Annotated in this window: 18 protein-coding genes; 13 read left to right on the forward strand and 5 right to left on the reverse strand. The window is 59.7% G+C overall.

Annotation, left to right across the window (positions count from 1 at the left end):
• Positions 1-8 precede the first annotated feature (8 nt).
• The 7 genes from LGL98_RS04835 (at position 9) to LGL98_RS04865 (ending at position 8,324) form a co-directional block, all read left to right on the forward strand.
• Entirely contained in the window at positions 9-1,406 is a 1,398-nt protein-coding gene (locus LGL98_RS04835; protein WP_136029353.1) for an FAD/NAD(P)-binding protein, read from the forward strand.
• A 73-nt stretch (positions 1,407-1,479) separates the two neighbouring features.
• Complete coding sequence (locus tag LGL98_RS04840) at positions 1,480-2,886, forward strand: LLM class flavin-dependent oxidoreductase (protein ID WP_136029355.1); 1,407 nt, start codon at positions 1,480-1,482, stop codon at positions 2,884-2,886.
• A complete protein-coding gene (locus LGL98_RS04845; protein ID WP_136029357.1) occupies positions 2,883-3,905 on the forward strand; it encodes a methionine ABC transporter ATP-binding protein in 1,023 nt (340 codons plus the stop codon). The genes LGL98_RS04840 and LGL98_RS04845 overlap by 4 nt, the downstream gene beginning before the upstream one ends.
• Complete coding sequence (locus tag LGL98_RS04850; RefSeq protein WP_008806263.1) at positions 3,902-4,600, forward strand: methionine ABC transporter permease; 699 nt, start codon at positions 3,902-3,904, stop codon at positions 4,598-4,600. The genes LGL98_RS04845 and LGL98_RS04850 overlap by 4 nt, the downstream gene beginning before the upstream one ends.
• Complete coding sequence (locus LGL98_RS04855) at positions 4,597-5,475, forward strand: MetQ/NlpA family ABC transporter substrate-binding protein (protein ID WP_002915265.1); 879 nt, start codon at positions 4,597-4,599, stop codon at positions 5,473-5,475. The genes LGL98_RS04850 and LGL98_RS04855 overlap by 4 nt, the downstream gene beginning before the upstream one ends.
• Before the next feature lie 193 nt (positions 5,476-5,668).
• Entirely contained in the window at positions 5,669-7,090 is a 1,422-nt protein-coding gene (locus LGL98_RS04860; RefSeq protein ID WP_004181124.1) for an MFS transporter, read from the forward strand.
• A 10-nt stretch (positions 7,091-7,100) separates the two neighbouring features.
• Entirely contained in the window at positions 7,101-8,324 is a 1,224-nt protein-coding gene (locus LGL98_RS04865; RefSeq protein WP_136029361.1) for an acyl-CoA dehydrogenase family protein, read from the forward strand.
• A gap of 45 nt (positions 8,325-8,369) precedes the next feature.
• On the opposite strand, the gene LGL98_RS04870 is transcribed toward LGL98_RS04865, so the two are convergent.
• The 5 genes from LGL98_RS04870 to queF all read right to left on the reverse strand — a co-directional run bounded on the left by LGL98_RS04870 (position 8,370) and on the right by queF (position 15,001).
• Positions 8,370-9,311, reverse strand: a complete 942-nt coding sequence (locus tag LGL98_RS04870) for an aliphatic sulfonate ABC transporter substrate-binding protein (protein WP_044524545.1) — start codon at positions 9,309-9,311, stop codon at positions 8,370-8,372.
• A gap of 134 nt (positions 9,312-9,445) precedes the next feature.
• Positions 9,446-10,813 carry an L-serine ammonia-lyase gene (locus tag LGL98_RS04875; RefSeq protein WP_136029363.1) on the reverse strand — a complete coding sequence of 456 codons (1,368 nt, stop codon included), beginning with the start codon at positions 10,811-10,813 and terminating at the stop codon, positions 9,446-9,448.
• Between the two features lie 65 nt (positions 10,814-10,878).
• Positions 10,879-12,168, reverse strand: coding sequence for an HAAAP family serine/threonine permease (locus tag LGL98_RS04880; protein ID WP_136029365.1), 1,290 nt, complete (start codon positions 12,166-12,168; stop codon positions 10,879-10,881).
• Positions 12,169-12,676: 508 nt separating this feature from the next.
• Positions 12,677-14,044, reverse strand: a complete 1,368-nt coding sequence (gene ppnN, locus LGL98_RS04885; RefSeq protein ID WP_136029367.1) for a nucleotide 5'-monophosphate nucleosidase PpnN — start codon at positions 14,042-14,044, stop codon at positions 12,677-12,679.
• 111 nt (positions 14,045-14,155) lie between these two features.
• On the reverse strand, positions 14,156-15,001 hold the full coding sequence (gene queF, locus LGL98_RS04890) for an NADPH-dependent 7-cyano-7-deazaguanine reductase QueF (RefSeq protein WP_136029369.1): 846 nt from the start codon (positions 14,999-15,001) through the stop codon (positions 14,156-14,158).
• Between the two features lie 68 nt (positions 15,002-15,069).
• On the opposite strand from queF, the gene syd reads away from it, so the two are divergent.
• The 6 genes from syd to LGL98_RS04920 all read left to right on the forward strand — a co-directional run bounded on the left by syd (position 15,070) and on the right by LGL98_RS04920 (position 20,985).
• Positions 15,070-15,615, forward strand: a complete 546-nt coding sequence (syd, locus tag LGL98_RS04895) for a SecY-interacting protein (protein ID WP_136029371.1) — start codon at positions 15,070-15,072, stop codon at positions 15,613-15,615.
• Positions 15,616-16,246: 631 nt separating this feature from the next.
• Complete coding sequence (locus LGL98_RS04900; protein ID WP_136029373.1) at positions 16,247-16,576, forward strand: YqcC family protein; 330 nt, start codon at positions 16,247-16,249, stop codon at positions 16,574-16,576.
• Complete coding sequence (gene truC / locus LGL98_RS04905) at positions 16,576-17,373, forward strand: tRNA pseudouridine(65) synthase TruC (protein ID WP_136029375.1); 798 nt, start codon at positions 16,576-16,578, stop codon at positions 17,371-17,373. The genes LGL98_RS04900 and truC overlap by 1 nt, the downstream gene beginning before the upstream one ends.
• Before the next feature lies 1 nt (position 17,374).
• Positions 17,375-17,818 carry a flavodoxin gene (locus tag LGL98_RS04910; protein ID WP_136029377.1) on the forward strand — a complete coding sequence of 148 codons (444 nt, stop codon included), beginning with the start codon at positions 17,375-17,377 and terminating at the stop codon, positions 17,816-17,818.
• A gap of 471 nt (positions 17,819-18,289) precedes the next feature.
• Positions 18,290-19,642 carry an MFS transporter gene (locus LGL98_RS04915; RefSeq protein WP_136029380.1) on the forward strand — a complete coding sequence of 451 codons (1,353 nt, stop codon included), beginning with the start codon at positions 18,290-18,292 and terminating at the stop codon, positions 19,640-19,642.
• Positions 19,643-19,644: 2 nt separating this feature from the next.
• The gene (locus LGL98_RS04920) at positions 19,645-20,985 is read left to right on the forward strand and encodes an enolase C-terminal domain-like protein (protein WP_136029382.1); all 1,341 of its coding nucleotides are present in this window, start codon (positions 19,645-19,647) and stop codon (positions 20,983-20,985) included.

The following is a 20,985-nucleotide window of genomic DNA, read 5'->3' on the forward strand; positions in this document are numbered from 1 at the left end:
GGGCAGCGATGAGTGCAGAACCGCATATCGTGATTATCGGCGGCGGCTTCAGCGGCGCGGCGGTGGCGATTGAGCTGCTGCGCCTGGCACCGAACGGGGTGCGCGTGACGCTGCTCGAGCCGCGCCAGTTCCCCGGGGCCGGGGTGGCCTACTCCACCGCGGAGCCGACGCACCGGATTAACGTCCCGGCCGCTCGCATGCAGCTGACCGGCGACGAAGAGGGCGCCTTCGATCGCTGGTACCGCCATCAACCGGCTTTTGCCGCTGATGCCCAGGCCCTGCGCCCGGACGGGTCCGTCTATCCTCAGCGCGGCCAGTTTGGTCGCTATGTGGCACAACGTTTTGCCGATGCCGCGGCGTCCAGCGGCGGACGGCTGCGCCACCTGCGCGATCGGGCGCTCGCTTTTCATCAGGGGACGGTCACCACCGAGGGCGGACTACAGCTTAAGGCCGACCTGCTGGTGCTGGCGATCAGCCATCCACCGCCTTCGCTGCCGGCGCAGGCCGAAGCCTGGCGTCATCATCCGGCGCTGATTGCCAACCCGTGGCAGCCCGGCGCGCTCGACGCCATCGCCCCGCACGCGCGGGTGGCGGTGATGGGCACCGGATTAACCATGGCCGATACGGTGGCGACGCTGGACCGACTGGGCCACCGCGGCAGTATCGTCGCCTTTTCTCGCCATGGCCTGCTGTCGCGCGGCAACCTTAGCGGTGCGGGGGTAACCTGGCCGGGCGACTATCAGCAGGGCAGCCTGCGTCAGCGCCTGCGCCAGATCCGCCTCGATGTGGCGTATGCGGCGCAGCAGGGCCTGAGCTGGCAGGTGGTGCTGGATGCGGTTCGTCAGCAGGGGCAGCGGATCTGGCAGGCGCTCAGCGTCGCCGATCGCCAGCGTTTTCTGCGCCATCTGCGCCATTACTGGGATGTCCACCGCTACCGCGTGGCGCCGCAGGTCGCCGAGGTGTTGGAGGCGCGCCAGCGCACGGGCAGTCTGCAGGTGCAGGCGGCCAGGCTACTGTCGATAAGCGGTGAAGGCGAAACGCTGCGTCTGACGCTGGCGCGGCGCGGCGGCGGCGTGCAGACGCTGAGCGTCGATCACCTGATCCTGACCACCGGACCCGCACACCGCGCCCTGACCGACAGCCAGCCATTTTTACAGGACCTCGCCCGCCGCGGCCTGATTCGCGCCGATGCCCTCGGCATGGGTCTGGAGGTGGACAGCCGTTCCCGGGCAGTGGCTGAGCCGCACGTTGAGGCACTGCCGGTGCTGGTGGCCGGTCCGGCCGCCCGTGGGCGTTTTGGCGAACTGATGGGCCTGCCGCAGGTAGCCGACCATGCCGCTGACGTGGCGGCGCAAGCATTACTCACGCTCGGGATCCCGCAGGACTCCCGATGTCCAGCGTACTGAATACCTCCCTTTATTTTCCCTGATTCATTTTGCCGCGTGCGCCCCGGCGACGGGCCGCGCTATGGAGATTGCTATGTCATCACAACGTGAAATTCGTCTTAACGCTTTCGATATGAACTGCGTCGGCCATCAGTCGCCGGGCCTGTGGGCGCATCCCCGGGATCGCTCCTGGCAGTATAAAGATCTGGAGTACTGGGTGGATCTGGCGCGACTGCTGGAGCGCGGCAAGTTCGACGGGCTGTTTATCGCCGACGTGCTGGGGATCTATGACGTACTGAACGGCAGCGGCGATGCGGCGATCCGCCAGGCGACGCAGGTCCCGGTTAACGATCCGCTGGCCCTGATCACCCCGATGGCGCTGGTGACGGAGCATCTCGGCTTCGGCCTGACCGCCTCGCTGTCGTTTGAGCATCCTTACCCCTTCGCTCGTCGTCTGTCGACGCTCGATCATCTGACCAAAGGGCGGGTGGGCTGGAATATCGTCACCTCCTATCTGGAGAGCGGGGCGCGCAATATCGGCCAGCAGACCCAGACCGACCATGACACCCGCTATGACTATGCCGATGAGTATTTGCAGGTGATCTACAAACTGCTGGAGGGAAGCTGGGAGGACGGGGCGGTGCTGCGCGACAGAGAGCGGAAGATCTTCAGCGATCCGCGAAAAATCCATCCCATTAACCATCAGGGACAGTTCTTTTCCGTGCCGGGGATCCACCTCTGCGAGCCATCCCCGCAGCGCACGCCGGTGCTGTATCAGGCAGGGGCGTCCAGTCGCGGCAAACAGTTCGCCGCCGGCCATGCCGAATGCGTCTTCGTCGCTGTGCCGTCGAAGGTGCTGCTGAAGAAGACGGTGGCGGATATTCGCCGCCGGGCGGCTGAGGCGGGGCGCGATCCGCACAGCATCCTGATCTTCAACCTGCAGACGGTGATCGTCGGCGACACCGACCGCGAGGCGCAGGCGAAGTGGCAGGAATATAAGCAGTACGTCAGCTATGAAGGCGCGCTGGCGCTGCTCTCCGGCTGGACGGGGATCGATTTCGGCCAGTATCAGCCGGATCAGGTGCTGAAGTATCTGCACACCAACGCCATTCAGTCGGCGGTGGAGGCCTTTTCCACTGCGGACCCAAACCGGCAGTGGACGGTGCAGGCCCTGGCCGATTGGGCGGGGATCGGCGGCTTCGGTCCGCTGGTGGTCGGCAGCGCGCAAACCGTGGCGGACGAACTGCAGTCCTGGGTCGAAGAGACGGACGTCGATGGCTTTAACCTCGCCTATGCCGTCACTCACGAAACCTTCCGCGACGTCGTCGAGCTGCTGGTGCCTGAGCTGCAAAAGCGCGGCGTCTTTAAGCAGGAGTACCGCGAGGGGACCCTGCGCGAAAAACTGTTCGGCGCCGGCCCGCGTCTGGCCGCGCCTCACCCGGGCGCCAGCTACCGCCGCGATGCGCGCACGGCGGCATCGGTAGAGGAGAAGGTGACATGATCGCTATCGATGACCTGCATAAAAGTTACCGCACGGCGGATGGCCGGCTCAGCGCGGTGCTGAAAGGGCTGTCGCTGCAGGTGCCTGAGCGCTCCATCACCGCGGTAGTGGGACCGAGCGGCGCCGGTAAATCAACCCTGGCGCGCTGCATCAGCCTGCTGGAGCAACCGGACAGCGGCAGCATTCGTATCAATGGTCAGGACCTGTCGGCGCTGTCCGGCGAGGCGCTGCGCCGGGAGCGGCGGGCGATTGGCACCGTTTTCCAGTCTTCGGCGCTGTTGAGCCGCAGGACCGCCTGGGAGAATGTCGCCCTGCCGCTGGCGTGGCTTGGTGTGGTGGAGCGCGATATTAAAGCGCGAGTCGGCGAGCTACTTGAGAGCGTCGGCTTGAGCCACAAAGCCGATGCCTGGCCGGCGCAGCTCTCCGGCGGCCAGCGCCAGCGGATCGGCATTGCCCGCGCGCTGGCGCTGCGCCCGTCGGTTCTGCTGGCGGATGAAGCCACCTCCGGCCTCGATCCCCAGGCCACGGCCTCGGTGCTGTCCCTGCTCAAGCAACTGCGTGACGAGTACCAGCTGGCGATCGTCCTGATCACCCATGAAATGGACGCCGTGCGCTCGGCGGCGGATGCGGTGGCGGAGATCCGCGACGGGACGATCGTCCAGTACGGGCGGATCGAAGAACTGCTGGCGCGTCCCGATTCCCTGCTCGGCCAGCAGCTGTTGCCGCTGACGCCGGCGGTTGCAGCCCACAGCGATCTGCTGCTGCGGCTGAGCTACCGCTGGGATGTGCCGGTGGCCACCGACTGGATCAGCCGCCTGAGCCAGCAGTGGGCGCTGCAGATCGATCTTCTTGGCGGCCACGTCGAGGTGATCAATGGTCGGCTGGCCGGTCGCCTGCAGGCCGGAGTACGCTTTCAGGGCGAACGCCTGTCGCCCGCGCGACTTCAGGGTCTGCTGGCGCAGCTCGGCATTACGGCAGAGATCCTCGACAGCGCGCCGTTGCTCAGGGAGGCGGTATGAAACCGACAGTCATCAGTCAGGATACCCCCTGGGGCGAAATCCCTTCGCTGCTGCTCCCCGCCTATGGCGAAACCTGGCTGATGGTGGCCATTGTGATGCTGTTTGTCGTCACGCTGGGAGGGCTGGTGGGGGTGGTGTTGTTTAACGCCTCGCCGCGGGGCTTATTTCCGCACGCCCTGCTGTACCGGCTGCTGAACTGGGTGGTCAATATGGGACGTTCGCTGCCGTTTCTGGTGCTGATGGCCGCTATTATCCCGTTCACTTACTGGCTGACCGGCACCACGATTGGCATCCCCGCCGCGGTGGTGCCGATGATCGCCGCCGGCGTCCCGTTCTTTGGCCGTCTGGTGGAGAACGCGCTGCGCGAGCTGCCGGCGGAGGTCACCGCAGTGGGGGTCGTCTGCGGCGGGTCGCGCTGGCAAATCATTGCCAGCGCGCAGCTCAGTGAAGCCTTGCCCGCGCTGGTGGCGGCGGTGACGCTAAACCTGGTCTCGATGATCGAGTATTCGGCTATCGCCGGGACCATCGGCGCCGGCGGCATCGGCTACTTGGCCGTGGTGTACGGCTATCAGCGCTTCGACAACCACATCATGATCGCGACGATCGTCGCCCTGATCGCCACGATCCAGTTGATTCAATTTTTGGGTGACCGTCTGGTCAACCGTTTACGCCACACGCAGGGGAACCTTGTATGACAACAGAGCAATTTGAGTTACGTAAAGCGCGGCGCTGGCCCTGGCTGGCGGCGCTGGCGGTGATTATCCTGCTTGCCATCGCCTTCTGGTGGTGGCGGGGACATACCCAAAGCCAGCAGGTGGTCTTCGGCAGCACGTTAAAAATTCACTACGAGCCGGCGATGGCTGGCGAGCAGCGGATCATTGAGTATATTAATCAGCATATTGCGCCCGATTACGGCCTGAAGCTGGAGGCGGTGGGGGTGCAGGATCCGGTCCAGGCTGACCGCGCGGTAGCGGAAGGACAGTATGCTGGGACGATCTATCAGCATCAGTGGTGGCTTAAACAGGTGGTGGACGCTAACGGCTTTGCGCTGTCGACCACGGTGCCGGTGTTCCAGTGGGCATTTGGCATCTATTCCGACCGCTACTCGTCGGTACAGGCGTTGCCCAACGGCGCGACCATTGTCGTGCCTGATGATGGCGCCAATCAGGGGCAGGCCCTGTGGCTGCTCCAGCGCATTGGGTTGATCTCGCTCGACCCGGCGGTGGAGCCGCGCACGGCGAAGCTGAAAAATATTGTCGGTAACCCGCATCAGTTTGTCTTTAAAGAGCTGGATCTGCTGACCATGCCGCGGGCGTTAAATTCGGTGGATGCCGCCATCGGCTATGTCTCGCAATTTGACGCCGGGAAAGTCCCGCGTGAGAAAGGCATATTATTCCCGCCGGCGCCGCGCACCTTTGCTTCGCAATTAGTGATTGGTACACCGTATTTATCGCAGGAAAATATCGTCAAATTAAAACAGGCTTTTTCTGACCCGCGGATCCAGACGTGGTTAAAAACCACCGATGACCCGCTGGTAAAAGACGTGTTAGTTCCAGTGTCCGCGGAATAAGCGTCCTGCACGACGTCTATTTTCGTTGTTATTTATTTCCCTTGAGGATGCGCGAAAGCGCGTCCTTTTTGTGCTGGTAATTTTTATTAACTTATTGATTATATTGATTTTTATAGAATGATTTGTTGTTTTGATTCTCGCCGCGCGCGGTCTATAACCGCTAATGACCTGCACAAAATAATAAGGTGAAAAAATGAGTACATTACCAGTGGATAATCCCGGTATCGCTTCGGTACCGGTCAGTAGCGTCGGGGATGTGGCGCGGCTAATTAATTCCGGCAAGGAACAAGCGAAATATGCGCGGATGATTGTTTTCCTCGCGCTGGGGGGCGTTTTTCTCGACGCGTATGACTTAACTACGCTCTCCTACGGTATTGATGACGTTGTACGTGAATTTCAGCTCTCTCCGCTGCTGACCGGCCTGGTAACCTCTTCCATTATGGTCGGGACCATCGTCGGCAATATTATCGGCGGCTGGCTGACCGATAAATATGGTCGCTATTCGGTCTTTATGGCCGATATGTTCTTTTTCGTGATTTCGGCTATCGCCGCCGGGCTGGCGCCGAATGTCTGGGTGTTGATTGGCGCCCGCTTCCTGATGGGCATCGGCGTTGGCATCGACCTGCCGGTAGCGATGTCCTATCTGGCCGAGTTTTCCCGCTTTGCCGGCAAGGGCAATAAAGCGGCTCGCCTCGCGGCATGGTGCCCAATGTGGTACGCCGCCTCAACCGTCTGCTTTCTCATTATCTTCGGCCTCTATTTCCTGCTACCGCAGGAGCATCTTGACTGGCTGTGGCGCGCCTCCCTGCTGTTCGGCGCCGTGCCGGCACTGCTGATTATTGCCGTCCGCAGTCGGTTTATGAATGAATCCCCGCTGTGGGCGGCGAACCAGGGCGATTTGACCTCCGCAGTGCGTATTTTACGCGACTCCTGGGGGATCCATGCCCATGAGGTTCCGGCGGCGAAGCCGGCGCCAGCGCCGAAAGTGAGCTTCCGCGTGCTGTTCGAAAAGCCCTACCGCGAGCGGACTATCGTCGCCGGGGTGATGAATATCTGTATCTCCTTCGAGTACACGGCGATTGCCTTTTTCCTGCCGTCAATTCTTGCCCAGTTCCTCGGGGCTGGCGTCTTCGAAACTATTTCGGCATCGCTGGGGCTGAACGCCCTGTTTGCTTTTACCGGCGGGCTGCTCGGTATGCATCTGGCGTGGAAATATCCTTCGCGTCATGTGGCGATAGCCGGCTTCGCCCTGCAGTTTGTGGCGCTGATTGTGCTGGCGCTGGTGGGGCAACCGCACGCAACGGCAGGCATCGTGCTGGCCATCGCGATGCTGGGGCTGTGGCTGTTCGCCGAAGGGTTTGGCCCGGGTGCGCAGCTGATGATCTACCCGGCGCTTTCCTATCCCACCGCCATTCGCGCCACCGGGGTCGGCTTCAGCCGGGCGCTCTCCGGGATCGGCAGCGCGCTGGCGCTGTTTATTCTGCCGCTGCTGCAGGCCTCGCTCGGCACGCAGATGTTTTGGGTGGTCTCGCTTGCCGCCATTATTCCCATTTTCTTCCTGCTGGCGGTCCGTCATGAACCGACGCGAGAAGATATCGACGCAATCCATGAATAAGGAACTGACAATGACCTTGCTCTCCACTGGCACCGATTATGATGCGCTGGCGGCTGCCTTCCGCCCGATATTCACCCGTATCGCCCAGGGCGCTGCGGAGCGCGAACAGCAGCGTATTCTGCCAGAGGAGCCGATCCGCTGGCTGAAAGAAGCGGGCTTCGGCACGCTGCGTATCCCGCGCGAGAAGGGCGGCTGGGGCGCTTCGCTGCCGCAGCTCAGCGCGCTGCTGATCGAGCTGGCGCAAGCGGACTCTAACCTGCCGCAGGCCCTGCGCGCGCACTTTGCTTTTGTGGAAGATCAGCTTAATCAGCCGGATTCCGCCGGGCGCGACCGCTGGTTTCGTCGCTTCCTCGACGGCGAGCTGGTGGGCAGCGGCTGGACGGAGATCGGCGCGGTTAAGCTGGGGGAGGTGAACACCCGGGTGACGCCGGAAGAGGGCGGCTGGCGACTCGACGGCGAGAAGTTCTACAGCACCGGCGCGCTGTACGCTGACTGGATCGATGTGTTTGCCCGGCGCAGTGACACCGCCGGCGATGTGATAGTCCTGGTCAGCACCCAGCAGACCGGCGTGGTGCGGGAAGATGACTGGGATGGCTTTGGCCAGCGGTTGACCGGCAGCGGGACTACCCGCTTTACCGGCGCCCGGGTGGAACCCGACCATGTCTATGATTTTGCCCAGCGCTTTCGCTATCAGACCGCCTTCTACCAGCATGTGCTGCTGGCGACCCTCGCGGGCATTGGCCTGGCGGTTGAGCGGGATGCGGCGCAGGGCGTCAAACAGCGTTCCCGGATGTACAGCCACGGCAACGCCGCCGTGCCGCGCGATGATGCCCAGGTACTGCAGGTGGTTGGGCAGATCAGCAGCTGGGCATGGGCGACCCGGGCTGCGGTCCTGCAGGCCGCGGAATCGCTGCAGCAGGCCTATGTGGCGCACATCAGCGACGACGACGCGTTGATTGCCCGGCGTAACCAGCAGGCGGAAGTGGAAGCGGCGCAGGCGCAGGTGATCGCCAGCGACTGGATCCCGCGGGCGGCGACGGAGCTGTTTAATGCCCTCGGGGCGTCGGATACGCGAACCCGTCTGGCGTTGGATCGCCACTGGCGCAATGCGCGGACGGTCGCCTCGCATAATCCGGTGATTTATAAGGCACGCAATATTGGTAACTGGCTGGTGAACGGTGAAGCGCCTACCTTTATCTGGCAGATAGGCAATGGAGAGAAAACGGCGGGGTAAGCCTGTCGGCGACGGGAGGCGCAGTGCTTCCCGTCGTCAGGAAAATCAAGGTTTATCCAGCGACCAGGTGGCGCTGCGCACGTCGACTTTCACCGGCAGCAGGCCGATGCGCGTAAAGGTATCCGCCAGCGCCTGCTGTTCGTTATACACCGCCGGGGTCATGCGTTCGGCGCCGTAGGGCAGGCGGGCCAGGGTCTTCAGCCAGATGGCTTTATCCAGTCCGGTTGAGGTCGACAGCAGCCCGGCGGCCTCGTCCTGATGGCTGTTCGCCCACGCGCTGAGTTTACCCAGCTCATCCACCACCTGCTTTGCTGTCTCCGGGTAGGTATCTGCAAACTTGCGGCTGGCGAGATAGAAGGTGTAGTGCGGCACCAGCCCCTCGGCATTGCGGATCTGTCGGGCTTTCGCGTTGGTTTCCACTTCTGCGAGGAACGGATCCCATATCACCCACGCATCAATCGCACCGCGCTGGAAAGCGGCGCGGGCGTCCGCCGGCGGCAGATAGACCGGGGTGATGTCTTTATAGCTGAGGCCCGCTTTTTCCAGTGCGGCAACCAGCAGGTAGTTGACGTCAGACCCCTTGTTCAACCCCACGCGCTTGCCCTTCAGGTCGGCCACGCTGTGGATTGCCGACTGTTCAGGCACCACAATCGCTTCCGTTTTCGGGTTAGCGGGGGAGTGGGCAAGGTAGACCAGATCGGCTTGCGCCGCCTGGGCAAAGGCCGGAGGCGCATCGCCGGTCGCGGCCAGATCGATACTCCCGACGTTGAGCCCCTCCAGCATTTGCGGCCCGGCGGGGAATTCGACCCAGCGTACGGCAATTCCCTGTTTTTTCAGGCTTTCATCCAGCGTGCCGCGATATTTCAGCAGCGCGAAGATGTTTGCCTTTTGATAGCCGATGTTGACGGTCTCCGGCGCTTTGGCCAGCGCGGAGGCGGAAAGGGCGGCGAGGACCAGCAGCCAGGCGGGGCGGAATCGGTTGGACATTGTCTGTTCTCCTTAGCGGTTTTGCGTAAGGTAACAAACAGCGCTTATAACCATTAAATAACTAAATTTTAATTGATATAACCAAAGGTGGGGGTGAGAGGGCCCGACACGCCGACGCGTGCCGGGTTAGAAGATTAATCGCAGGCGACGATCTTCATCGCCAGGCCACCGCGAGAGGTTTCCCGGTACTTGGCGTTCATGTCTTTGCCGGTTTCGTACATAGTTTCAATGACTTTATCGAGACACACACGCGGCTCGCTGGTCCGGCGCAGCGCCATTCGCGCGGCGTTGACCGCTTTCACGGCGGCGATAGCGTTGCGTTCGATGCACGGCACCTGCACCTGGCCGGCAACCGGGTCGCAGGTCAGGCCGAGGTTATGCTCCATGGCGATCTCTGCCGCGATGCACACCTGACCCGGACTGCCGCCCAGCAGTTCCGCCAGACCGGCCGCTGCCATCGAGCAGGCGACCCCCACTTCACCCTGGCAGCCGACTTCGGCGCCGGAGATGGAGGCGTTCATCTTATACAGCGAACCGATGGCGCTGGCGACCAGCATATAGCGGGCCAGGGAGTTGCTGTTCACCTTGCGGATAAACTTGTCGTAGTAGGCCAGCACCGCCGGCACGATACCGCAGGCGCCGTTGGTTGGCGCGGTAACGACCCGGCCACCGGCGGCGTTCTCTTCGTTCACCGCCAGGGCGAACATATTGATCCAGTCGACCACCGCCATCGGATCGCTGTTGGTGGTGTCCTGGCTCACCAGCATGCGGCGCAGCGCGGCGGCCCGGCGCGGGACGCGCAGTTTGCCCGGCAGGACGCCTTCGGTGGTGATGCCGCGCTCGATACCGGCGCTCATCACTTCCCACACCGCGGCGAAGTGTTGTTCAAGGGCTTCTTTGCTGTGCAGCGCCAGTTCGTTCTGCATCATCAGGCCGGAGAGCGACAGCCCGGTTTCACGGCAGTGACGCTGCAGGTCGGCGGCGTTTTTGTAAGGGTAAGGAACGGCAACCGGCGCCTCGGTAGTCTGGCCGAAGTGCTCCTCATCGACGATAAAGCCGCCGCCGATAGAGTAATACGTCTGGCTGTAGAGCACCTTGTCGCCGGCCAGGGCGGTGATACGCATGCCGTTCTCATGCAGCGACAGGTTGTCGGCATGGAAATTCATGCACTGATCCACCGGGAAGTCCACTTCGTGCTGACCGTTGGCCAGCATCAGGCGGCCATGGGTATTAACGTCCTGAATAAAGCCCGGAATGGCGTCGATGTCGACGGTGTCCGGCAGGTTGCCGGCGAGTCCCATGATAATCGCGATATCGGTATGGTGGCCTTTACCGGTCAGGGAGAGGGAGCCGTAGACGTCGACGACGACTTTGCTGACGTTGGCCAGCAGGCCGCGCGCGATCAGGTCGTCAGTGAATTGTTTGCCCGCTTTCATCGGTCCAACGGTATGGGAGCTGGAAGGGCCAATGCCGATTTTAAAGATATCGAATACGCTGATCATATGTATTCCCGTGCTGTCGGAAAGCGCGCCGCCGTAAAGCGGCGCGGGGGGAGGCGTTGAATGAATTAGCTGAACAGCGAGTAGAAAATCGCGGAGATGGCAATCAGGCCCATAATCACCACGAAGACGTTGCTGATATGGCCGCTGTATTTACGCATCGCCGGGACTTTCTGAATCGCGTACATCGGCATCAGGAACAGGATCATCGCGATAATCGGGCCGCCAAGGGTCTCGATCATACCGAGGATGCTCGGGTTCAGGGTTGCCACAATCCAGGTGGTGATCAGCATGAACAGCGCGGTCAGCTTGTTCAGTTTGTTGATTTCAATCGATTTGCCTTTACTGCGCAGGGATTTAATCACCATGCCGTTAAAGCCTTCGCGGGCACCCAGATAGTGGCCGAGGAAGGATTTAGTGATGGCGATCATCGCGATGATCGGTGCCATCCAGGCGATAACCGGCGCGTTAAAGTGGTTTGCCAGGTAAGACAGAATCGAGATGTTCTGCTCTTTCGCTGCGGCGAGGTCAGCCGGAGAGAGGCTCAGGACGCAGCTGAAGACGAAGAACATCACGGTCAGCACCATCATGATGTGAGCGCGAGCGAGGATACTGGAACATTTCTTCTCGGCGCCTTCGCCGTACTCTTCACGCTTAGCCACCGCGAAGGAGGAGATGATCGGCGAGTGGTTGAAGGAGAAGACCATCACCGGGATCGCCAGCCACAGGGTCATCAGCAGGCCATTGCCGGTTGCGGAGGCGCTGCTCAGGGAGAGCGTCTCCAGCGCTGCGCCGTTCCACTGCGGGATCAGATACAGAGCGAGCACCATCAGCGCGATGACGAACGGGAACACCAGCACGCTCATCGCTTTCACAATCATCTGCTCGCCGAAACGCACGATAGTCATCATGCCGACGATCAGGATCAGTGACAGAATGGCACGCGGCGGCGGCGTCATGTGCAGCTGGTGCGCCATGAAGGTTTCGACGGTGTTAGTGATGGCCACGCTGTAAACCAGCAGGATCGGGTAGATAGCGAAGAAGTAAAGCAGGGTAATCAGCTTACCTGCGCCTACGCCGAAGTGTTCTTCCACTACTTCGGTGATGTCTTCGCCCGGGTTTTTCCCGGAGAGCACGAAGCGGGTCATGCCGCGGTGGGCGAAGAAAGTCATCGGGAAGGCCAGAATCGCCATGATAATCAGGGGGATCATACCGCCGACGCCGGCGTTGATCGGCAGGAACAAGACGCCCGCGCCAATCGCTGTACCGTACAGGCCCAGCATCCACATGGTGTCGGTTTTACGCCATCCGCTACGGGTTTCGCCCGAAACGATGGTGCTGGTTTGAGTGGTTTCCATCTGTATCTCCTGGAGGAATCAACAAAATCTAATGAATAAATACAATTGCGTAACACGAAATTTGTCTAATTACGGTTTTTTTAGAAATTTTCTCCGTAATAATTGGGCCGGAAAGATACATTTATATGGTTTATGCATCAGTGATCGCGATCTCAAATGCAATAATCCACTTTCAATGTGCGTATTTTTAGTCCAACAGCCTGTTTCTGGTGATCAGCCAGCGATTTGTGGCGCGCAGGCTACCATTTGCAGCATATGAGATAAAAGCGGAGCGGCGTAATAACGAGGGATTTACTGTAAAAAAGAGATGTAGTCGACGTTTTTGCGCTTAAAACCATTTTTTGCAGTGATAATTGTCGCAGTTTTTACCAACGCAAACGTTTGGCTATGTAGAAATGATTCAGGTGCTTGATTGGTAACTGAAAGCTTTTTGGCGCGTTCTGGAAGCCAGAGGAAAAGGGCCCGCCGGGGCAGGCGTCAGGCGAGGCCCCGGCGGGAGAGCAGGAAATCAGGCAATGATTTCGTAGCAGGGAATATAGGCGGTGCCGCCCGGGAGCTTCATGCGGTGCTGGGCGACGAAGCCTTGCAGCAGATCGTCCATGCGGCGCATCATCTCCGGGTCGCCGTGCAGTTTGTAAGGGCCGTATTGCTCGATGGCCCGGATACCTACCTCTTTGACGTTACCCGCGACAATGCCGGAGAAGGCACGACGCAGGTCGGCAGCCAGCACTTCTACCGGCTGGTCCGGGGAGAGTTTGAGGTTGGCCATGTTCTCGTGGGTCGGATCAAACGGCATCTGCAGGTCCGGCGAGATGCGAATCGACCAGTTAAAGCTATAGGCGTCATCGGTCTCGCGACGGCTCTCTTTTACCAGCGGCATCGCTTTTTTCATCTGTCGCGCCACTTCCGCCGGATCGTCGATGATGATCCGATAGTGGCGACGAGCGGATTCGCCCAGAGTATGGGTGATAAACTCGTCCAGCACGCGGAAGTAGTCGGCACTCTCCTTCGGTCCGGTGAGGATCAGCGGCAGCACCTGCGCTTTGTTCTCCGGATGCATCAAAATACCCAGCAGATAGAGCAGCTCTTCAGCGGTGCCGACGCCACCCGGGAAGATAATGATCCCATGGGCGATGCGCACGAAGGCTTCCAGACGTTTTTCGATATCCGGCATGATGATCAGCTCATTGACCAGCGGGTTTGGCGGTTCCGCGGCGATAATGGACGGCTCGGTCATGCCAATAAAGCGACTGTCTTTGTAGCGCTGCTGCGCGTGGCCGACGGCGGCGCCTTTCATCGGGGCCTCCATCGCGCCAGGCCCGCAGCCGGTGCAGATGTTCAGTTCCCGCAGACCCAACTGCGTACCGACGCGGCGGGCGTAGAGGTATTCGTTTTCGTTGATGGAGTGGCCGCCCCAGCAGACGATCATATTCGGTGCCTCGCCGACGTGCAGCGCGCGGGCGTTGCGCAGGATCGAAAATACCAGGTTGGTAATATGGACTGAACTTTCCAGATCGAGGTTCGGGAAGCGAACCGTATTGTGGATCTGGCCGTAAACGAACAGGATATCGCGCAGCACGGCGAACAGGTTGGCCTGCAGGGAACGGATGATGCGCCCGTCAACAAAGGCCTCTTCCGGCGGGTTGATCAGTTCCAGCTTCACGCCGCGTTCGCGACGCAGCACGTTAATATCGAAATTTTCAAAACGGGAGAGCAGCTCCTTGCTGTTATCGGTCAGGCTCCCCGAGTTGAGCACCGCAAGCGAGCAGTTGCGAAAGAGTTGATACAGGTCGCTGCTGGCGGTGCGCTTAAGCATATCCACTTCCAGCTGCGACAGCATATCCATTGAACCAAGCGGGCTAACATGTGTAATCAAGTGAACTCCTTACAGGACGCTTATCGTCTTCCTGTGATTACAATAGCCCTGTGAACCGCGTTTTCACAACCTTGCGCGCGCCTAAACGCACGCAAATTGTGAAATTGTTTATTATTGTCGGGCGAGGCGGCCGGTAGCGGGGGAGAAGTCGCCGTTGCTGCGCCAGGGGTTGATATCCAGACCACCGCGTCGCGTATAGCGGGCGTAAACGGAAAGTGATTCCGGCTGGCAGAAACGGAGAATATCGTTAAAGATGCGTTCGACGCACTGCTCATGGAATTCGTTATGGTGGCGGAATGAGACCAGATAGCGCAGGAGCAACTCGCGGTCGATTTTTGCTCCCCGATACTGGATCTGCACCGAGCCCCAGTCCGGCTGGTGGGTGATCAGGCAGTTGGATTTCAGCAGATGGCTGACCAGCGTCTCTTCCACGATTTTGCCGCTGGCGGCGCCCTGCAGATAGTCGGCGCTGAACTGATAGTTATCGATCTCGATATCCTGATCGTCGATGCAGGTGCCGTGCAGATGGGCGATCGGCTGGCCTTCCAGTTCATCCAGCCGATACAGCGACACCTTAACTTCACCCTGCGCGCAGGCGCTGAGATCGCGCGTCAGCGTCTCTGCAACGTCCTGCCAGCTGGCGAACCGCGTCTGGTTAAAGCTGTTGAGATAGAGCTTAAAGCTTTTCGACTCCACCAGGTTGACGCTGGTATCAGGCAGCTCGACGTGGCCGACCGCCACCTGCGGCAGGCCTTTGGCGTTCAGCCAGGAGAGTTCATACAGCGTCCAGATATCGGCGCCGTGAAAAGGCAGGTTATCGGCATGCAGGCCCAGCGGGTCGCGGTTTAAACTGCGCGGCACGCCCTGCAGCAGCGAGGCGTCATAGGTATCGCGGTAATCGGTTGATTTACCGAGCGTCAGGCCGGCCAGCGCCTGATGATTATCGTAAGAAGACATGTTTCACCATAGTAAAGCGGGTACACTATCTTCCCAGTGTATCCTGTCTAACGTGAAGAGAGAAACCGGTGGACCATCAGACCGCAGAAGCGCTGCGCGCTTTTACCCAACGTTATTGCGACGCCTGGCAGCAGCAGCGCCACAGCCTGCCGCGCAGTGAAGAGCTTTACGGCATCCCGTCGCCTTGCGTCGCTGATACCCAGGGCGAGGCCGTATTCTGGCAACCACAGCCGTTTACGCTGGCGCAAAATATCAGCGCAGTTGAACGCGCCCTGGATATTGTGGTACAACAGCCGCTTCATTCTTATTATACCACTCAGTTTGCCGGCGATATGACCGGCCGGTTTGCCGGCGAAACGCTGACGCTGTTGCAGACCTGGAGTGAAGAGGATTTCCAGCGGGTGCAGGAAAATTTAATCGGGCACCTGGTGGTACAAAAGCGCCTGAAGCTGGCGCCGACGCTGTTTATCGCCACCCTCGAGAGTGAACTGGATGTGATTTCCGTCTGTAATCTCAGCGGCGAGGTAGTCAAAGAGACCCTCGGCACCGCCAAACGCATTACGCTTTCTCCCTCGCTTGCGAGTTTCCTCAGCCGGCTTGAGCCGGTTCTGTAAGCCAGTCTGCTTAGTCATTTGTGAGAGATCTCTTACAAAACCTGTAAGAGATCGTCATCATTTAAGGCAAATTTAATCCATCCTTTTTTGGGTAAGTTATTGGTATTGAATTAGATCTTAATTTTTTCGTCCTTTTGAGTGGGGACTAATCTTAAGAGATTGTCTCAAGAAGGGTTGTAAGACGAGGCAGAATCAGTGATCCTATGTCTGTCGACAGGGAGTCGCGAAATGAAGCGAACATCAGGATGATGGCGCTTCTGCAGGACCCGCCAGGATGGCGTTGCAAGGACAGGCTTCAGGATGAAGCAAGGATAACGCAGGATAGCGTAACGGACACCTCCAGGATGGAGAACGAGAGCCGCTCAGGATGAACGGTGGATCAGGAAGATCGGGACAAACTTAAGGATAAGTCATTTCGCATCGGGGTGGTGTGAAAGCAGGATGCACTTGTTTAAGGATGAACGTGGTCAGGAGACCTCAGGAAAAGTTTTCAAGGACGAGCAGGGAGCACCAATGTAGCGGGACTGCTGCAAAACGAACCGGGAGCACTGTTTATACAGTGCTCCCTTTTTTTATTTCTCCTGCGGATTTGCTATCCTGCGCGCGGTTTTTAACTCATCGAGGTTTCCCCATGACTCTTCACGATAGCGTGCGCGATCGCCTGCGCGCCATTGAAGCCCTGCTGCGCGAAACAGATCACTGGCAGGAGATGGCCCCGGATAGCAGCGCCTTTGCCAGCGATAAGCCGTTTTGCCTGGATACCCTTGAGCCGCTGGAATGGCTGCAATGGGTCCTGATCCCGCGTATGCACCAGCTGCTGGAGAGCGGTCAGCCGCTGCCGCAAAATTTTGCCGTCGCGCCTTATTATGAGATGGCCCTGGATCAGGCGCACCCGGTTCGCGAATCCATGCTGGCAGAACTTCTGCTGTTAGATGCGCTGTTTGCCGGTGAGCAGGCCTGATGCTGGAGATTATCTACCAGGACGACTGGCTGGTGGCGGTCAACAAACCGTCGGGCTGGCTGGTGCATCGCAGCTGGCTCGATCGCGATGAGAAAGTGGTGGTGATGCAGACTGTGCGTGACCAGATTGGCCAGCACGTTTTTACCGCCCACCGCCTCGACCGGCCCACCTCCGGCGTCCTGTTGATGGGGCTGTCAAGCGAGGCGGGGCGGCTGCTGGCGCAACAGTTCGAGCAGCATCAGATCCAGAAGCGCTACCATGCGATCGTCCGCGGCTGGCTGATGGACGAAGCGCTGCTGGATTACCCGTTGGTGGAGGAGCTGGATAAAATCGCCGATAAGTTCGCCCGCGAAGATAAAGGGCCGCAGCCGGCGGTAACCCACTACCGCGGTCTGGCGACAGTGGAGATGCCGGTCGCCACCGGGCGTTATCCCACCACGCGCTACGGGCTGGTGGAACTGGAGCCGAAAACCGGCCGCAAGCACCAGCTGCGTCGCCATCTTGCCCATCTGCGTCATCCGATCCTTGGCGACAGCAAGCATGGCGATCTGCGGCAAAACCGCAGCGCCGCGGAACATTTCGGCTGTCACCGCCTGATGCTGCACGCCAGCGAACTGACGTTAACCCATCCATTTACCGGCGAGCCGCTGACGTTGCGCGCCGGTTTTGACGATGTCTGGATGCGCGCGCTGTCGCAGTTTGGCTGGCGCGGGCTTCTCCCGCTAAATGAAAGGGTTGAGTTTGCCGACGACTGCGGTCAGGATGAAGAGAATAAGGTCAATCCAGGGAGACAATAGCATGGCGGAAGTCGGAATTTTTGTCGGCACCATGTATGGCAACTCGCTGCTGGTCGCGGAAGAAGCAGAAGCCATTCTGAGCGGGCTGGGGCATAAAGCGACAGTATTTGAAGACCCGGAAGTGAAAGACTGGGAATCTTATACGGGGAAATATGTGCTGGTGGTCACCTCCACGACCGGGCAGGGCGATCTGCCGGACAGCATCGTCCCGCTGTATGAGGGGATCAAAGATATGTATCAGCCTCACCTACGGTACGGCATTATCGCGCTGGGCGACAGCACCTATGCCAACTTTTGCGGCGGCGGCCTGAAGTTCGATCAACTGCTGCAGGAGCAGGGCGCGAAACGCATCGGCGAGATGCTGCAGATTGACGCCAGCGAAGATCCGGAACCAGAAGGTGTCTCTAATCCATGGGTCGAGCAGTGGGCTACCCTGCTCGAATAAAAGCGCTGCCCTCTCCCTACGCAGAGGGCGCCCTTTACTCACGTCGCGGCCAGATATGCGGACGCAGAAATTGTAGCGCTTTCCGCGCACCACGCCTTTAGGCAAACGCCACAATATCCTTAGCAATATCATGGGGTAAGCCAGCCAGTTTCACCGGGTCAAGAGAGGTATTTCACACTCTGGCCCTTTTTGCCGCGCTTTTGACTACCCGCAGCGCTGGCTTTTCATTTCCGTGAACTTCCCCCCATTCTTTCAGGCATACGCCATAAATCACCTGCAACAGCGGCGCAAAAGCTGTGTAGATGCACGGTGAGCTGCGGAGAGCCTCTTCATATACTGCTCCAGCCAGTGACAAATGCAGTGCCAGATATAACGACAACTATCAAAACACGACCACGTCATTCTGATTACCCTACAGGTTGTGCTGTTCAGAATGAACGTAGCTAAACGCTATGATTCAGGAGTACAACAATGAGTTCATTAAGTCAGGCGGCGACGGCGGCTGAAAAGCGCACCAACGCCCGCTACTGGATAGTGGTGATGCTGTTTATCGTCACTTCTTTTAACTATGGCGACCGGGCGACGCTGTCGATCGCCGGTTCGGAAATGGCCAAAGATATCGGCCTGGATCCGGTGGGGATGGGGTATGTGTTCTCCGCCTTCTCATGGGCTTATGTCATCGGCCAGATCCCGGGCGGCTGGCTGCTCGACCGCTTCGGTTCGAAGCGCGTCTATTTCTGGTCAATCTTCATCTGGTCGATGTTTACCCTGCTGCAGGGCTTCGTCGATATCTTCAGCGGCTTTGGCATTATCATCGCGCTGTTCACTCTGCGTTTCCTCGTCGGCCTTGCCGAGTCGCCGTCATTCCCCGGCAACAGCCGTATCGTCGCCGCCTGGTTCCCGGCGCAGGAGAGGGGAACGGCGGTATCGATTTTTAACTCCGCCCAGTACTTTGCCACCGTTATCTTCGCGCCGATCATGGGCTGGCTGACGCATGAGGTGGGTTGGTCACACGTGTTCTTCTTTATGGGCGGGCTGGGGATTGTGATCAGCTTTGTGTGGCTGAAAGTGATCCACGATCCGAACAATCACCCGGGCGTGAACAAGAAGGAGCTGGACTATATCGCCGAAGGCGGGGCGCTAATCAACATGGATCAAAAGGGTAGCGCGCAGAAAGTACCGTTCAGCGTCAAAATGGGTCAGATCAAGCAACTGATCGGATCGCGGATGATGGTCGGTATCTATATCGGTCAGTATTGCATCAACGCCTTAACCTACTTCTTTATCACCTGGTTCCCGGTTTACCTGGTGCAGGCGCGCGGCATGTCGATCCTCAAAGCGGGCTTTGTCGCCTCCATTCCGGCGGTGTGCGGCTTTGTCGGCGGGGTATTGGGCGGAGTGATCTCCGACTGGTTAATGCGTCGCACCGGCTCGTTGAACATTGCGCGCAAAACGCCGATTGTGCTGGGGATGCTGCTCTCCATGACCATGCTGATGTGTAACTATGTCAACGTGGAGTGGATGGTGATCGGCTTTATGGCGATGGCCTTCTTTGGTAAAGGCATCGGCGCGCTGGGCTGGGCGGTAATGGCGGATACCGCGCCGAAAGAGATTAGCGGTCTCTCCGGCGGTCTGTTCAATATGTTCGGCAATATCTCCGGCATTGTCACCCCTATCGCCATCGGCTATATCGTCGGCACCACCGGCTCGTTCAACGGCGCGCTGATCTACGTTGGCATCCATGCCCTGGTGGCGGTGCTGAGCTACCTCGTGCTGGTGGGCGATATCAAACGTATCGAACTGAAACCTGTAGCGGGACGTTAATCATGACTACCCAATCCAGCCCAATTATTACTGAGATGAAGGTCATTCCGGTGGCCGGGCACGACAGTATGCTGCTGAACATCGGTGGGGCCCATAACGCCTGGTTTACCCGCAATATCGTGGTGTTGACCGATAATGCCGGACACACTGGCGTAGGCGAAGCACCCGGCGGGGAGGTTATCTACCAGACGCTACTGGCGGCGATCCCGCAGGTGGTGGGCCAGGAGGTCGCCCGACTCAATCGCGTGGTGCAGCAGGTGCATAAAGGCAATCAGGCGGCGGATTTTGATACCTTCGGCAAAGGGGCGTGGACCTTCGAACTGAAGGTTAACGCGGTGGCGGCGCTGGAAGCGGCGCTGCTCGATCTGCTTGGTCAAGTGCTGAAGGTGCCGGTCTGCGAGCTGCTGGGGCCGGGTAAGCAACGTGATGCCGTCACGGTGCTGGGCTACCTGTTCTATATCGGCGATCGGCAGAAAACCGACCTTGGCTATCTGGACCATACGCCGGGCGATCACGAATGGTATCGCCTGCGCCACCTGCAGGCGTTGAGCAGCGAGGCGGTAGTGCGTCTGGCGGAAGCCGCCCAGGATCGCTACGGTTTCAAAGACTTTAAGCTCAAAGGCGGCGTGCTGCCCGGCGAGCAGGAGATCGACACCGCCCGGGCGCTGAAAAAGCGTTTCCCGGATGCGCGCATCACCGTCGACCCGAACGGCGCCTGGCTGCTGGATGAGGCCATCGCGCTGTGCACAGGCCTGCAGGATGTCCTGACCTACGCCGAAGATCCGTGCGGCGCCGAGCAAGGCTTCTCCGGCCGGGAGGTGATGGCCGAGTTCCGCCGCGCCACCGGGCTGCCGGTCGCCACCAATATGATCGCCACCAACTGGCGCGAAATGGGCCATGCGGTGATGCTCAACGCCGTCGACATCCCGCTGGCGGACCCGCATTTCTGGACGCTCTCCGGTGCGGTGCGGGTGGCGCAGCTGTGCGACGACTGGGGGCTCACCTGGGGCTGCCATTCCAACAACCACTTTGATATTTCCCTGGCGATGTTTACCCACGTCGGCGCCGCCGCGCCGGGCAACCCCACCGCCATCGATACCCATTGGATCTGGCAGGAGGGCGACGCGCGCCTGACCAAAAATCCGCTGCAGATTATTCACGGCAGCATTGCCGTGCCAGACGCGCCGGGGCTCGGCGTGGAACTTGACTGGGAGCAGGTGCGCAAAGCCCATGAGGCCTATAAAGCGCTGCCGGGCGGCGCACGCAACGATGCAGGCCCGATGCAGTACCTGATCCCCGGCTGGACATTCGACCGTAAACGTCCCGTTTTCGGTCGTCACTAA

It is taken from the genome of Klebsiella africana, assembly GCF_020526085.1.
In the GTDB taxonomy this organism is placed as follows: Bacteria; Pseudomonadota; Gammaproteobacteria; order Enterobacterales; family Enterobacteriaceae; genus Klebsiella; species Klebsiella africana.

Excerpts from the sequence above, each read along its gene's own strand:
- LGL98_RS04855 (WP_002915265.1), top strand. The coding sequence starts at position 4,597 with ATGACAACAGAGCAATTTGAGTTACGTAAAGCGCGGCGCTGGCCCTGG.
- LGL98_RS04860 (WP_004181124.1), top strand. The coding sequence starts at position 5,669 with ATGAGTACATTACCAGTGGATAATCCCGGTATCGCTTCGGTACCGGTC.
- LGL98_RS04835 (WP_136029353.1), top strand. The coding sequence starts at position 9 with ATGAGTGCAGAACCGCATATCGTGATTATCGGCGGCGGCTTCAGCGGC.
- queF (WP_136029369.1), bottom strand. The coding sequence starts at position 15,001 with ATGTCTTCTTACGATAATCATCAGGCGCTGGCCGGCCTGACGCTCGGT.
- LGL98_RS04920 (WP_136029382.1), top strand. The coding sequence starts at position 19,645 with ATGACTACCCAATCCAGCCCAATTATTACTGAGATGAAGGTCATTCCG.
- LGL98_RS04875 (WP_136029363.1), bottom strand. The coding sequence starts at position 10,813 with ATGATCAGCGTATTCGATATCTTTAAAATCGGCATTGGCCCTTCCAGC.
- LGL98_RS04865 (WP_136029361.1), top strand. The coding sequence starts at position 7,101 with ATGACCTTGCTCTCCACTGGCACCGATTATGATGCGCTGGCGGCTGCC.
- LGL98_RS04910 (WP_136029377.1), top strand. The coding sequence starts at position 17,375 with ATGGCGGAAGTCGGAATTTTTGTCGGCACCATGTATGGCAACTCGCTG.
- LGL98_RS04850 (WP_008806263.1), top strand. The coding sequence starts at position 3,902 with ATGAAACCGACAGTCATCAGTCAGGATACCCCCTGGGGCGAAATCCCT.
- LGL98_RS04845 (WP_136029357.1), top strand. The coding sequence starts at position 2,883 with ATGATCGCTATCGATGACCTGCATAAAAGTTACCGCACGGCGGATGGC.
- LGL98_RS04880 (WP_136029365.1), bottom strand. The coding sequence starts at position 12,168 with ATGGAAACCACTCAAACCAGCACCATCGTTTCGGGCGAAACCCGTAGC.
- LGL98_RS04840 (WP_136029355.1), top strand. The coding sequence starts at position 1,480 with ATGTCATCACAACGTGAAATTCGTCTTAACGCTTTCGATATGAACTGC.
- LGL98_RS04915 (WP_136029380.1), top strand. The coding sequence starts at position 18,290 with ATGAGTTCATTAAGTCAGGCGGCGACGGCGGCTGAAAAGCGCACCAAC.
- LGL98_RS04900 (WP_136029373.1), top strand. The coding sequence starts at position 16,247 with ATGACTCTTCACGATAGCGTGCGCGATCGCCTGCGCGCCATTGAAGCC.
- LGL98_RS04870 (WP_044524545.1), bottom strand. The coding sequence starts at position 9,311 with ATGTCCAACCGATTCCGCCCCGCCTGGCTGCTGGTCCTCGCCGCCCTT.
- truC (WP_136029375.1), top strand. The coding sequence starts at position 16,576 with ATGCTGGAGATTATCTACCAGGACGACTGGCTGGTGGCGGTCAACAAA.